Genomic DNA, 13,901 nt, shown 5'->3' with positions numbered 1-13,901 from the left:
GCAATGTGGCGGCGAGTGGACATGTCGCTTCTTCGTCAGCCGCAGCCCGTAGCGAAGGTGATCGTTCCTGTTGACTCTTGTTTCCGCCGGACACGGATCCCTCTCCGCCGGCGGAAGGAGTGCCCTCAGCATGCGCAGCAGACGGAGAACCGCACTGCTCGGCTTCGCCCTGACAGCCACCATGACCGCCGGCGGCCTCGCGTACGGCGCCGCCCCCCTCCCGGCGACCGGGGAGGACGCGGTGACCGCCGCGCCCCGCGACGCCGTCCGCACCGCGACGGTCACCCTGGTGACCGGCGACAAGGTGACGGTGGCCACCCGGGCGGGCAAGACCGTCGCCGTCGACGTCACCCCGTACCGGGACAGCGGCGCCGGACTCCGCACGTACACCGTCGGGACCGACGTGTACGTGATCCCCCGGGAGGCCGAGCCGCTGATCCGCAACGGCCGGGTCGACAAGCGCCTGTTCAACGTCACCCAGCTCGTCGCCCAGGGCTTCGACGACGCCCACCGGGCGTCGACCCCGCTGATCGTGCGCTACGACTCCGCCACCGCCGCCACTCCCGGCGGGGCCCGGCTCACCCGCGAGCTCCCCGGTGTGCGCGGCGCCGCCGTCACCGCCGACAAGTCCAAGGGCGACACCTTCTGGGAGGCCGTCGACGACGACAGCGCCCGCGCCGGAACCCCCGGGGCCCGTCTGTCGGGCGGCATCCAGCGCCTCTGGCTCGACGGCAAGGTGAAGGCGCTCCTGGAGAAGAGCGTCCCGCAGATCGGCGCCCCGGAGGCCTGGGCCGCCGGCTACGACGGCACCGGCGTCAAGGTCGCCGTGCTCGACACCGGCGTCGACGCCACCCACCCCGACCTCGCCGACCGCATCGTCGAGAGCCGCAGCTTCGTCCCCGGCGAGACCGCGCGCGACGGCCACGGCCACGGCACCCACGTCGCCTCCACGATCCTCGGCAGCGGCGCGGGCTCCGGCGGCAAGTACCGGGGCGTCGCCCCCGGCGCCAAGCTGCTCGTGGGCAAGGTGCTCGACGACGGCGGTTCCGGCTCGGAGTCCGGCATCATCGAGGGCATGGACTGGGCCGCGCACTCCGGCGCGAAGGTCGTCTCCATGAGCCTGGGCGGAGGGGAGGGTGCCGACGGCACCGACCCGATGGCGCTCGCGGTCAACGAACTCACCGCGAAGACGGGCGTCCTGTTCACCATCGCGGCCGGCAACAGCGGCCCCGGCGCACGGACCGTCGGCACGCCCGGCGCCGCCGCCGCGGCCCTGACGGTCGGCGCCGTGGACTCCGCCGACGCCGTCGCGAGCTTCTCCAGTCGCGGCCCGCGCGGCGACGGCGGCCTCAAGCCGGAGATCACCGCGCCGGGCGTCCGGATCGTCGCGGCCCGCGCGGCGGGCACGACCATGGGCACCCCGGTCGGCGACCTCTACACCACCGCGAGCGGCACCTCCATGGCGACGCCGCACGTGGCGGGCGCGGCGGCGATCCTCGCCCAGCGCCACCCCGACTGGTCGCCCGCCCGGCTGAAGAGCGGGCTCATCAGCACCGCGAAGACCACCGCCGACACCTCCGTGTACGCCCAGGGCGCCGGCCGGGTCGACGTGGCCCGCGCGGTCCGCCAGCCGGTGACCGCGAGCGGCACCGTCGACTTCGGCCTGCGCGGCTGGGACGACAAGGCCACCGTCGAGAAGAGCGTCCAGTACGTCAACGACGGCGACGCCCCGGTCACGCTGGCGCTCTCGCTGGACGAAGCGGGCGAGACCCTGCCGGCCGGCACCCTCGCCCTGGGCGCCGACTCGGTGACCGTCCCCGCGCACGGCACCGCCGAGGTCGCCGTCACCCTCGACAGCGCCGGCGTCACCACCGGCTCGCACGGCGCGCACGTCACCGCGCGGGCCACCGACGGGACGACGGCGGTGACCGCGATCGGCTTCGGCCGCGACGTGGAGCGCTTCGACGTCACGCTGAAGGTCCTCGACCGCGACGGCAAGCCGACCACCGGCATCGCCGCGATCAGCGACACCAACCTGGACAAGGCGGTCGTCCCGGAGACGTACCCGGTCGGCGAGGACGGCACGGTCGTGGTGCGGGTGCCGCGCGGTGAGCACGCCTTCGTCGCGGAGATCTTCCACTACAGCCCCGACTGGAGCATGCTCCACGAGTACACGTACGCGGCGCAGCCGGGCGCGCTGATCGACTCCGACCGGACCTTCACCTTCGACGGTTCCAAGGCCGGCCGGGTCACCATGACCACGCCCCGCCCGTCGGAGACGAACCGTCTCCGCGTCGGCATCGCCTCCCGTCCCTCCTCGCAGGCCCTGATCCACGACCGCGAGATGTGGCTGGGCGGCGAGACCGCGGTCTACTCCGTGCCGTCGGCCACCACCGACCCCGCGCTCTTCGAGTCCCGCGTCGCCTGGTCGCTCGGCGCCCCCGCGCTCTCGGCCCGGCTCACCGGACACGGCAGCCGTGACCTGGACGTCTCCTACTTCCAGGGCTGGACGGGCTCCGCGCGCTTCGACGGCCGCCGGACCCTCCGGGTCGCCAGGCCCGGTGAGGACGTCAGGGGCAAGCTGGCGCTGGTGAAGCGGGACCCCGACACCACCACGTACGCACAGGTCGACGCGGCGGCCGACGCCGGAGCGCTGGCCGTGCTCGTCTACAACGACACCCCCGGCGGCTGGCTGGCGGGCAACTGGAGCTCCAAGGAGACCCGTATCCCCGCGATGACGGTCTCCGGCACCGAGGGCGAACGGCTCCTCGCCCTGTCCGGCGCCCGCGTCACCTTCTCCGGCACGGCCGTCAGCCCGTACTCCTACGAGCTGCTCAAGTCCCGCGCCGGCTCCGTCCCCGCCGACCAGCGCTACCGCGTCCGCAGCGGTGAACTGGCCACGGTCGACTCCCGGTTCCACAGTGCGACCGCCGGCACCGAGGCCGGATACAGCAGGCAGACGAGCTCGCCGATGCAGCCGGTGGCCAACATCGCCTTCGGGCGGATCACGCTCCCGCGCACCCTGACCGAGTACGTCACCGCGGGCGTGCGGACGTTCGAGGCCATGAAGATCGGCCCCGTGTGGTCGGCGGGCGGCAGCTGGCAGATGACGGCCCCCACCACGTTCACCGCCGGCCAGCAGGTGCGCCGCGACTGGAACAAGGCCGTGGTCCGCACCGCGCTGCCGGGCGCCCTGGACAACGCCGCCGCCCGTGACGGCGGCGTGGCCGGGATCGCCGCGGCGGGGCTGCTCGACAGCGCCACCGGGCAGTGGGCCGTCATGCGCAACAGCACCGACAAGGAGCTGACCACGGTCTACCGGGACGGTGTGCTGCTCGGCACCGCGCCCTCCGTCAGCGTCGCCTTCCCGGTCGTCCCGGAGCGCGCCGAGTACCGCGTGGTCACCGACGTCCAGCGGGACGAGCCCGGCTGGAACACCTCCACCAAGGTGCGCACCGACTGGCGCTTCCACTCCGCGCAGGGCGAGGGCCGGACGCTGCTGCCCGTCCTGTCGGTCGACTACCGCCTCGGCACCGACCTGGCCAACAGCGCCCGGACCGCGTCCCGGACGACCGTCGGCCTCGGCCTGCGGCACCCCAAGGGCCTGGCCGGCCCGGCGATCACCGGGGTGAAGCTGTGGGCCTCGTACGACGACGGCGCCACCTGGCGGCAGGTCCGCCTGGACGGCGGTCTGAACGGCACCGTCGACAACCCGGCGACCGCGGGCTTCGTCTCGCTGAAGGTCACCGCCACCGACGCCGACGGCAACTCCGTCGAGCAGACGGTGACGCGGGCCTACCAGGTCCGGCGGTGACGGACCGGATCTGACGGTCCGCAGCCGAACGGCCGGGGCACCCGCGTGCGGGTGCCCCGGCTTTCCGCGTTCCCGGGCGCTTCCGGGGGAGCGGCGGTCTCAGCCGACCAGCAGTTCCTTCCTCAGCTCCGTCAGCTCCCGGTTGTCGATGCCGAGGCCCTCGGAGCCGGCGGCGACGACCGCGGCGGAGAGGGACTTGACTCGTGTCACGGGGTTCATGACGCGGATCGTTCGATTCGCGATCAAACCTCGGGTGAACTGCGGTCAAAAGCGGCCTGAAGGGCGTCGGATCACATAACGTTCCGGCCCCCGAACCGACGTACCCGGTCCATTACAGTGCTGCGCAGACCGGTCTACGGGGGGAGGGCACGTCGTGGCCACGACAGCCGCGGCCGTGTGGGGCCGCGCCGAACAGCAGGACTTCCGCGCCCGCGTACGGGGCTGTCTGCTCGGCGGCGCCCTCGGCGACGCGCTGGGCGCGCCCGCCGACGGACTCACCCTCGCCGGGATCCACGACGCCCACGGACCTGACGGACTCACCGAGCCGGCCGCCGCCTTCGGCCGGCGCGGCGCCGTCACCGCCGCCACCCAGATGGGGCTGTTCACCGTCGACGGCCTGATCCGTGCCCAGGTCCGCCGCGACACCGGCGCCTGGCACCCGCCCACCGACGTCCACCGGGCCCATCTGCGCTGGGCGGCCACCCAGCGCGACTGGGGCCCCGACGAGCGCCGCAAGGACAACGGCTGGCTGGCCGGCGAGGAGTGGCTCTACGCCCGCCGCAACCCGCCGCGCGCCTGCCTCACCGGCTTCGGCGACGACGTCCTCGGCACCCTCGACAAGCCCAAGAACCCCACCGCCGCCGACTCCGGCGCGCTCGTCCGCTCGGCCCCCTTCGGGCTGCTCGTCGGCTGGGAGCCGCAGCTCGTCTGCCAGCTCGCCGTGGAGTGCGCGGCGCAGACCCACGGCGCCCCCGCCGCCCTCCTCGCGGCGGGCGCCTTCGCCGTCACCGTCCACGGCCTCGCGCGCGGCGCCTCCGTCGGGACGGCCGTCGACGGGGCCCGCGAGCAGCTGGCGGCGCGCCCCGGCCACGAGGCGGTCACCGAGGCGCTCGGCCGGGCCCTCGGAGCCGTACGGGAAGGGGCGCCGGACCCGGAGCGGGTGGCCGCCCTCGGCGCGGACGAGGACCGGGCCGAGGGGCAGTTGGCGGCGGCGGTCTACTGCGCGCTGGTCGGCGAGGACGTACGGCACGGGCTGCGGCTCGCGGTGAACCACGACGGCCCCTCGTCCGTCACGGGGGCGCTCACGGGCGCGCTGCTCGGCGCCCTGCACGGCGAGACGGCCCTCCCGCCGGCCTGGCTGGCCGAACTGGAGGGCCGCGCGACGGTCCTGGAGCTCGCGGACGACTTCTCGATGGAGATGACCCAGGGAGCGGCGCTGCACGGCCCGGCGGAGTCGTCACCGGGGTGGCTGGCGCGGTATCCGAGGGGGTGACGGTTCGGGTGGGCGCCGGGGCGCGGCTCGGGGGAGAGCCGGCCGGTCCGCTCGGGGTCCGGCTCGGGCGAGGTCCGGCGACCCGCCCGGCTCAGCCGAGGGGCTGGTCGGTGCGCGCCCCCGCCTGAGCGGGTACGCCCGCCCCGCCCCCGTCCGAAGCGATCGTGGCCAGGAGCGCGTCCCGCTCCGGGGTGTCCTCGGGCTTCACGTACCCGATGAGGACGTACAGGACGAGCGAGGTCGCGAGCGGCGAGACGATCTGGATCTGGAGCTCGACGCCGTCGAGACCGTAGTTGGTGAGCCAGAAGGCGAAGAGTCCGGCGGCCCAGGAGACGAGCGCCGCGGTCGGGCCGGACTTCCGGAAGGCGCGGAGCAGTCCGAGCATGAAGGGGATCGCGATCGGCCCCATGAGCCCGGCGACCCACTTGATGACGACGGTGATGATGTCCTTGAAGGCGGGGGAGTCGACCTGGGTGGCGACCGCCATCGAGAGCCCGAGGAAGGCGATCGTCGACCAGCGCGCGGCGACGAGCCCGGCCCGCTGGGTCCAGCTCCGGGCGGCCCGGCTGAGGACGGGGGCGATGTCCCGGGTGAAGACGGCCGCGATGGCGTTGGCGTCGGAGGAGCACATGGCCATGGTGTGCGAGAAGAAGCCGACGACGACGAGCCCGAGGAGGCCGTGCGGCAGCAGCTGCTCGGTCATGAGGGCGTACGCGTCGGAGCCGTCGGGCTTCTTCGGGTCGACGAGCAGCGGCGCGACCCACATGGGGAAGAAGAGGACGAGCGGCCAGACGAACCAGAGGACGGCGGAGAGCCGCCCGGAGCGGGTGGCCTCGCGGGCGGACGGGGTGGCCATGTAGCGCTGGGCCTGGTTCCACATGCCGCCGCTGTACTCGAAGGTCTTGATGAAGAGGTACGCGAGGAGGAACGTCATCGTGTACGGGCCGGCCGTGGGCGCGGTGTGGCCCTGGAGTTCGGGCCGGTCCCACACGGTCCACAGCGCGCTGAAACCGCCGAGCCTGCCGAGGACGGCGACGAGCATCGCGACGCCGGCGAGGAGCTGGATGACGAACTGGCCGAGTTCGGTGAGGGCGTCGGCCCAGAGGCCGCCGACCGTGCAGTAGATCCCGGTGACGACGCCGGTGATGAGGATGCCCTGGTCGAGGGAGATCCCGGTGAAGACGGAGAGCAGGGTCGCGATGGCAGCCCACTTGGCGCCGACGTCGACGATCTTCAGGAGGACGCCGGACCAGGCGAGGGCCTGCTGTGTGGGGAGGTTGTAGCGGTCCTTGAGGTATTCCAGCGGGGAGGCGACGCGGAGGCGGGAGCGCAGCCGGTTGAGGCGGGGCGCGAAGAGGTGGGCGCCGATCGCGATGCCGATGGCGATGGGGAAGGACCAGGTGACGTAGGAGGTGACGCCGTAGGTGTAGGCGATGCCCGCGTATCCGGTGAACATCACGGCGCTGTAGCCCGACATGTGGTGGGAGATGCCGGAGAGCCACCAGGGCATCCGGCCGCCCGCGGTGAAGAAGTCGGAGACGGTGTCGACGCGCTTGTGGGACCAGACGCCGATCGCGACCATGACGCCGAAATAGCCGATGAGTACGGCCCAGTCGAGACTGTTCATTGCGCCCTCCATGAGGTCCGGTCCGCCTTGTGAACGCGGTTCATGGTGTGGGGAGTTGGGAGGCGCGGACAATCCAGAGGAGGGTCAAGGGGCAGTAAAATCGTTCGGCTTACTGACCCTTGTTCACGTCCATGAACGTGTCCCGATGGGGCGGGGAAGGGCTCAGCGCATCAGCTCCCCGGCGTTGACCAGCAGCGACTGCCCCGTGATCGCCCGGGCCCGGTCCGAGGCGAGGAACACCGCGGCCTCCGCCACGTCCCCGTCCGTCGCGAGCTCCGGCAGCGCCATCCGCTCGGTGAGCCGTCCGAGCACCTCGGCCTCCGGCACCTGCTCGGTGTGTGCGGTGAACTGGACGAAGGCCTGCACCGGCGGCCCCCACATCCAGCCCGGCAGCACGGTGTTGACCCGGATGCGGTGCGGCCCCAGCTCGTGCGCCAGGGAGTACATCGCTGAGGTCAGCGCCCCCTTCGAGGCCGCGTACGCCGCCTGCCGCACCTGCGTGGGCGCGGCCACCGCCGACTGCGTGCCGATCAGGACGACCGAGCCGCCGCGCTCCTTCAGTGCCGGAAGGCAGGCCCGGGTCATCCGCAGTGTGCCGAGCAGATTGACGTCGAGCACGCCCTGCCAGGTCGCGAAGTCGGCGTCCTCCAGGCCCCCGAAGTAGGAGTCCCAGGCGGCGACGTGGACGACCGCGTCGATCCCGCCGAAACGCTCGACGGCGAGCCCGGCGAGGGCCTCGCACTGCGCCTCGTCGGTGATGTCGGTGACCCGGTACGCGGTACGGCGCCCCTCCGGGTCGATCTCCGCCGCGGACTTGGCGAGGTTGGCCTCGGTGCGCGCGCCGAGGACGGCGTTGCCCCCGTCGCGTACGACCGTCTCCGCGATGCGGTGGCCGAGCCCGGCCCCGACCCCCGACACGACGACCGTCTTCCCCTGGAGCAGCATCATCCGACCCCTTCCGGACCCTGGTCATTCATCTGACGGCCCGTCAGAGTAGGTCCCTGTCACCGACATGGGAAGACTTGGGAGAGGGGTACGAGAGTGAGCGAGGAGACCCGCAGCGAGACGTACGCGGAACTGGCCTCCGTCGGCCCGTACGGCGTCCGGCCCGGCCACGCGCTGATCACCATGGTCGAGCCGCACCCGGGCCACGAGTACGCGTACAACCGCTGGTACGAGGACGACCACTACTACGCCGGCGCCATGGCCATGCCCTGGATGTACGCCGGCCGCCGCTGGGTCGCCACCCGGGAGCTCCAGGAACTGCGCGGCCCCGAGAAGTCGGCGGTCGCCCGGCCGGTCACCGCGGGCTGCTACCTCTCCACGTACTGGATCACCGAGGGCCGCTACGACGACCACATGAGGTGGACCGTCGGCATCAACAAGCGGCTCAACCGCGACGCCCGCGTCCACCAGGAACGGACCCATGTCTTCACCGCGTTCCAGGACCACGTGGCGACCGTCTACCGGGACGGGGCGGCGGGCCCGCGCGACTTCCACGCCCTCGACCACCCCTACGCCGGTCTGATCCTCCAGGTGATCGACGCCGAGGGCCCCGCGGAACGGGACGCACTGCTCGACCGGCTGCGGAACCGCGAACTGCCCCGCCGGCTGGCCGGCTCACCGGCGGCGATGGTCACCGTCTTCCGCCCGACCCCGCTGCCCGGCGACCGCATGACGTACGTGAAACAGGTCGAGGGCGTCGACACCCGACTGACCCTGCTGTGGTTCCTGGAACGCGACCCCAGGGCCTGCTGGCCGGACCACTTCACGGACCTGGAGACCCTGGTCACCCCGGACGGCGAAGCCCCGGGCGGCCGGGTGGAACTGGTGGCCCCGTTCATCCCGACGATCCCGGGGACGGACCGGTACGTGGACGAACTGCGCTGAGGCTCGGACGAGTTCCCGCTGATCCGTTCCGGAAAAGGGCCGAGCCCCCTCGGCCAGGACGGCGGACCGGTCGAAGGGGCTCTACGTACTGCTGGTGGTGCTGGTGGTGCGGGGAGTGCTGGTGGTGCTGTGACGGCTTGAGCGGCGGGGCTCAGAGGGCCCCGTTGCTCACCTCACCGACGAACGCGTTCCACGATCCCGGTCCGAAGGAGAGGGACGGGCCCTCGGGGGCCTTCGAGTCCCGCACCGCGACAGCGGCCACGAGGGGGGACTTCACTTCGACGCAGGCCCCGTTCCCTCCGGAGTAGGAGGACTTCGTCCAGGTGTCCGTGCCGCCCTGAATAATCGCCATGCTGCTCAGCTCCGGTTCTGCTCTGCCATTGGTGTCGCGCCAACGTTCTTGCCGGCGTGATCGACGCTACTCGCCGGTCCGGTCCTGCGGGACCGGCGTTCACACGTCCGAGTGGCATATACCAACTGAGCTTCCGTGGGAGCGAGTCCGGGGTGTACGGTGCTCAGCCCTTGGCGTGCTTCTTGGCCATCTCCGCGATGAACTCCCTGGTCTGCTCGGCGTTCAGCGCCTGCGCCCTGAGGTGCTCGTACATGACGCTGTACTTGCCGACGTCCTGCGTCTTCTCCAGATACAGGTCGCTCGTCACGCCCTCGATGTAGACGACGCTCGAATCCGATGTGTCCGGGAACTCCAGGATCGAGTACTGCCCGCTGATCCCCGGATGCGCGCCCATGTCGAACGGCAGGACCTGCACGGTCACGTGCGGCAGCTGCGACTGCTCGATCAGGTGCTCCAGCTGCTCCACCATCAGCTGCCGGTTGCCGACGGTCCGGTGCAGCGCGCCCTCGTCGATGACCGCCCAGAGGCGCAGCGGCCGTTCCTCGTCCCGGATGCGCTCCTGGCGGCGGGTGCGGACCGTGACCCGCTTCTCGATCTCGGCGGGCGTCGACTCCGGCAGCGCACCGGAGATCACGGCCTCGGCGTACGCGCGCGTCTGGAGCAGTCCCGGGATGATCTGGGGCTCGTACATCCGCAGGCTCTCCGCGTCGGTCTCCAGGCCGATGTAGACGCTGTACGGGATGTCGCCGAAGGCGTGCCACCAGCCCTGCTGGCGGGAGTCCTTGGCCATCTGCATGAGGGAGTCGACCATGCGCTCGTCCTCGACCTCGTACACGCCGCAGAGGTCGCGGACATCGCGCTGGCTGATCGAGCGACGGCCGTTCTCCAGCCGGCTGATCTTGGACTGGGAGACGAGGAGACGCTCGGCGACCTGCTCGGCCGTCATGTTCTTCGCTTCCCGGAGCCTTCGCAGCTCCTGGCCCAATCGGCGTCGCCTGACTGTGGGGTTGACGTTGGACGCCACGGAAACTGCACCTCCGGCTGTCTGCTGCGTAGCTGTGAGTGTCTACCGCTTGGCAGACTGCCACCAATGGCCGGGTGTGCGCTGGAAAACGACCACAACATATGCGTCCGGGAACGCACATGTGCGGGGCGGCCGTCCTGACCGCCCCGCACACCTGTGCGGCTCCCGGTGGGTACCTCGGGGTGGAGCGTGAAGTGCCTGCCGGTGCCTAGTGCGCCGCCACGCGGGCCATGTTGCTGCCGTGTGGCTGCGCCGGGACACCCGCGGCGCTCCGGCGCGGCTGTGCCGCCGCGCCGTTCTGGACGTCCATCACGGCGTGCGCCACGAGTCCGCCCATCGGGTCGTGCCGGATCAGATCGCGCAGCCTCGACCGCGACGACCGTCCTTCGTTTCCGGGGTAGAGGTGCTTCCCGAGTCCGACCGCGTGGGCCAGCGCGGCAAGCGCCGCGGTCCGCGGGTCCGGCGGTACGCCGGTGCGGATCGCACTGTCCAGCCGGGAACGGATCTCCCGACTGATCGCCGTGTCCGTCGCCTGGTAGCGAGTCGTCGGCAACACCCCGCACATCTGGCCCTCCACGGCATGCACCATGCCGCATCGCTCCAGATGCGAGAGATACGTCTGGCGGAGCCCCAGTCGGGGTCCGCCGATCCAATGGACGGCCCGAACCGGACTGCCACGCCTGCGCAGCAGCTCCAGTGCGGAGTCCAAGGTCGGATCTCCGGTCGGCCGTGGCATCACCACGGCGATACGATCCCCGTCAGGGGCTATCCGGCCTGCCAACGCCAGCTCCACTAGCTGTGCGCCGGCCAGGCCGAGGTCGAGCGACTGCGGCTGCGCTGTGGTACCCGTGGTCGGGTCCAGAGCGAGCAGCAGAAGCTCCTCCGGAATGGTTCTGCGGCTCCTGCCCATCCATGCCTCCCCGCGTGGATGAATGACAGGGTGACCCCTCTCACATTCATCTGTCGAGAGTGCCTGGGTGGTTCATCCGGGAACCAGTACGTATGTCGTTCTCGTCTAGCACGGGAGCCAAGGGGTTCACACAGGACACTGGTACACGGACCGGTACACGGTTCGAACGTACGCATGACGCATGGAGGAGGCACGGTGGCGGGCGAGTCCCCCGACAAGGCGGAGCAGCAGGGGTCGTCTCAGGAGACGACGGCCTCGGGCGGCGGCGGCCGGGATCCGCGGCTTTCCGTGCTCGGTGAGTCAGACGCCTCGTCGTCGGCTCCGGTTGCGGCGGCGTCGACGGCGTCGACGGTTCAGGTGGACCAGCCGACGGCCGTCTTCAAGACGCTCGCGCCGCGGACCCCGGAGGACGACGCGCCGGCGACGACGCCGGGGGCGACGGAGGCAGGGGCGGCGGAGCCGGGCGTTACGGAGCCTGAGAGCGCGTCCGAGACCTCGTCCGAGCCGGAGACGGGGGACAAGCCGGAGGGCGACCGTCTGAAGGCGGCCGTGGCGGCGTGGGTCGCGACGGACGAGCCGGAGACCGAGGCGGAGTCCGGGGAGCCGGACGACGGGGCCGAGGACGAGCCCGAAGGCGAGCCGGAGGACGAGACCGCGGCGGACGGCGAGCCGGAGCCCGGGGAAGAGCCGGAGCCGGAGGGCGAGTCCGAGTCCGACGACTCCGAGGCGGAGTCCGAGGACGAGCCGGAGCCCGACGAGGACGCCGAGGGCGACGACGACTCCGACGACGACTCCGACGAGGAGCCCGTCGAGGCGAAGGCGCCCGGGGAGTCCTGGTTCGCCGCGCGGAAGCCGGCGGCGGACGCGAAGCCCGCCCCCGAGGCGAAGGCCCCCACCGCCCCCACCGCCCCCGCGGCCCCTTCCGGCGCCACGAACGGCGACGACGGCGATGACGGCGATGACGGCGACGAGAGCCCGGTCGACCAGCCGACGACCATGTTCAAGGCCGTCAAGCTGCCCGTGGACCAGCCGACGACCGCGTTGAAGCTCCCGCCCTCGCTGACCGGTAACCCCGACAGCGAGCGCACCAGCACCTTCCTGCCGCTGCGCGCGGACATCCCGGCCGAGCGGAAGGCCGAGAAGGCCGAGAAGGCCCGGGCGGCCCAGGAGGCGGAGAAGGCGCCGGGGAAGGCCCCGGCCCCCACCCCCGTACCGAAGACGACCCCCACCCCCCCTCCGGCCCAGGCCCCCGCCCCGGCCGCGTTCGTGGAGGCGGAGCGGACGCGGCAGCAGCCCCTGCCCCCGCTGCCCCCGCTCGACCTGCTCGCCGAGCTGACGAACACGCCGCCCCCCGCGCCGACCCCGATGCGGACGACGCTGCGCCGGGTGCGGATCTGGACCCCGCTCGTCATCCTCCTGCTGATCGCCTTTGCGATCGCGCAGATGGTCCGCCCGCTGCCCGCGCCCGCGCTGACGCTCACCGCCGCGCCTACCTTCACCTTCGAGGGCGGCGAGCTGAAGATGCCGTGGCCGGGTGAGGGACAGGGCGCCGTCGAGGTCGAGGGCGTCGGTTCGGTGGGTACGTACGGGCCGCAGAAGCCCGCCCCGATCGCGAGCGTCACGAAGACGATGACGGCGTACGTGATCCTGCGCGACCACCCGATCAAGGGGAAGCAGCAGGGCCCCGAGATCACGATCGACAAGAAGGCCGCCGACCAGGCGAACGCGTCGCACGAGTCGACGGCGGCGGTCCAGGAGGGCCAGACGTACACGCAGAAGGAGCTCCTGGAGCTCCTCATGATCCCCTCCGCGAACAACGTGGCCCGGCTGCTCGCGCGCTGGGACGCCGGTTCGGAGGCCGCGTTCGTGGCGAAGATGAACGCCGCCGCGAAGGAACTGGGGATGACCGGGTCGACGTACACGGACCCGTCGGGTCTGCTGGACAGCACGGTGTCGACGCCGAAGGACCAGCTGAAGCTGGCGAAGGCGGTCATGCAGTACGACGTGTTCCGCGAGATCGTGAACATGCCGAACCTGACGGTGGACGGCATCCCCGGCCGCATCGAGAACAACAACAACATCCTGCTCGAGCCCGGGGTCAACGGCATCAAGACCGGCTCGTCCACCCCGGCCGGCGGCAACCTGCTGTGGGCGGCGAACACGGTCATCGACGGCAAGAACCGCCGGATCCTCGGCATCGTGATGGGGGCGAAGGACGCCAAGCTGCTGAACGACAAGCTGCAGCTCGCCATCGACAACAGCCTCAAGCTGATCCAGCAGGCCCAGAAGGACGTCACCTCGGCGGCCGTGGTCCGCAAGGGCCAGGTCCTCGGCTACGTCGACGACGGCCTCGGCGGCCGGACCCCGGTCGTGGCGACGAAGGAGCTCAAGGCGATCGGCTGGCCGGGCCTCAAGGTGGACCTGGAGCTCACCGACGGCGGCAAGGCCGTCCCGCACGCGGGCAAGGCGGGCGACATCGTCGGCCAGGTGTCCATCGGCACGGGCGCGGGCAAGGTCAGCTCTCCGGTCGCCCTCCAGGCGGACCTGGTGGAGCCCGGCTTCGACAAGAAGCTGACCCGCGTGGGCTGAGGCACCACCCGCTCGGCCGGGCGCCCCGGGTTGTCCGGGGCGCCCAGCTGTTAGCGTCTCCAGGGGAACGGGAGACGCGTGACACACGCGCGAGAAGCGAGACGGGCAGCACGGGAAAGGGCCGCAGTGACCACCGCCGAGCCGACACGCGCCGACCGCGCGGACTTCGCTCCGGACCCCGCCGCGGGGTCCACCTCGGGCTC

At 72.0% G+C, this 13,901-nt stretch carries 9 protein-coding genes; 4 read left to right on the top strand and 5 right to left on the bottom strand.

Annotated features, from left to right (window positions below; translation table 11 throughout):
• Nucleotides 1-130 precede the first annotated feature (130 nt).
• Entirely contained in the window at nucleotides 131-3,814 is a 3,684-nt protein-coding gene (locus V4Y03_RS13840; RefSeq protein WP_332435122.1) for a S8 family peptidase, read from the top strand.
• A gap of 373 nt (nucleotides 3,815-4,187) precedes the next feature.
• Nucleotides 4,188-5,306 carry an ADP-ribosylglycohydrolase family protein gene (locus V4Y03_RS13835; protein ID WP_332435121.1) on the top strand — a complete coding sequence of 373 codons (1,119 nt, stop codon included), beginning with the start codon at nucleotides 4,188-4,190 and terminating at the stop codon, nucleotides 5,304-5,306.
• A 91-nt stretch (nucleotides 5,307-5,397) separates the two neighbouring features.
• Here the strand turns inward: V4Y03_RS13835 and V4Y03_RS13830 are convergent, their stop codons facing one another.
• Both V4Y03_RS13830 and V4Y03_RS13825 read right to left on the bottom strand, forming a co-directional pair.
• Complete coding sequence (locus V4Y03_RS13830) at nucleotides 5,398-6,933, bottom strand: sodium:solute symporter family protein (protein ID WP_332435120.1); 1,536 nt, start codon at nucleotides 6,931-6,933, stop codon at nucleotides 5,398-5,400.
• 162 nt (nucleotides 6,934-7,095) lie between these two features.
• A complete protein-coding gene (locus V4Y03_RS13825) occupies nucleotides 7,096-7,881 on the bottom strand; it encodes an SDR family oxidoreductase (RefSeq protein ID WP_332435119.1) in 786 nt (261 codons plus the stop codon).
• A 93-nt stretch (nucleotides 7,882-7,974) separates the two neighbouring features.
• On the opposite strand from V4Y03_RS13825, the gene V4Y03_RS13820 reads away from it, so the two are divergent.
• The gene (locus V4Y03_RS13820) at nucleotides 7,975-8,823 is read left to right on the top strand and encodes a hypothetical protein (protein ID WP_332435118.1); all 849 of its coding nucleotides are present in this window, start codon (nucleotides 7,975-7,977) and stop codon (nucleotides 8,821-8,823) included.
• Nucleotides 8,824-8,974: 151 nt separating this feature from the next.
• On the opposite strand, the gene V4Y03_RS13815 is transcribed toward V4Y03_RS13820, so the two are convergent.
• The 3 genes from V4Y03_RS13815 to V4Y03_RS13805 form a co-directional block, all read right to left on the bottom strand.
• Nucleotides 8,975-9,175 (bottom strand): DUF397 domain-containing protein, encoded by a 201-nt coding sequence (locus V4Y03_RS13815; protein WP_332435117.1) that lies wholly within the window; start codon nucleotides 9,173-9,175, stop codon nucleotides 8,975-8,977.
• Nucleotides 9,176-9,338: 163 nt separating this feature from the next.
• Nucleotides 9,339-10,199, bottom strand: a complete 861-nt coding sequence (locus V4Y03_RS13810; RefSeq protein WP_332435116.1) for a helix-turn-helix domain-containing protein — start codon at nucleotides 10,197-10,199, stop codon at nucleotides 9,339-9,341.
• 208 nt (nucleotides 10,200-10,407) lie between these two features.
• Nucleotides 10,408-11,109, bottom strand: coding sequence for a GOLPH3/VPS74 family protein (locus V4Y03_RS13805; RefSeq protein WP_317873160.1), 702 nt, complete (start codon nucleotides 11,107-11,109; stop codon nucleotides 10,408-10,410).
• Nucleotides 11,110-11,283: 174 nt separating this feature from the next.
• On the opposite strand from V4Y03_RS13805, the gene V4Y03_RS13800 reads away from it, so the two are divergent.
• Nucleotides 11,284-13,698 carry a D-alanyl-D-alanine carboxypeptidase family protein gene (locus tag V4Y03_RS13800; RefSeq protein ID WP_332435115.1) on the top strand — a complete coding sequence of 805 codons (2,415 nt, stop codon included), beginning with the start codon at nucleotides 11,284-11,286 and terminating at the stop codon, nucleotides 13,696-13,698.
• The last annotated feature ends 203 nt before the right edge of the window (nucleotides 13,699-13,901 follow it).

It is taken from the genome of Streptomyces sp. P9-A4, from assembly GCF_036634195.1.
Classification (GTDB): domain Bacteria; phylum Actinomycetota; class Actinomycetes; order Streptomycetales; family Streptomycetaceae; genus Streptomyces.
This window is presented reverse-complemented; position numbering and strand designations above follow the sequence as displayed.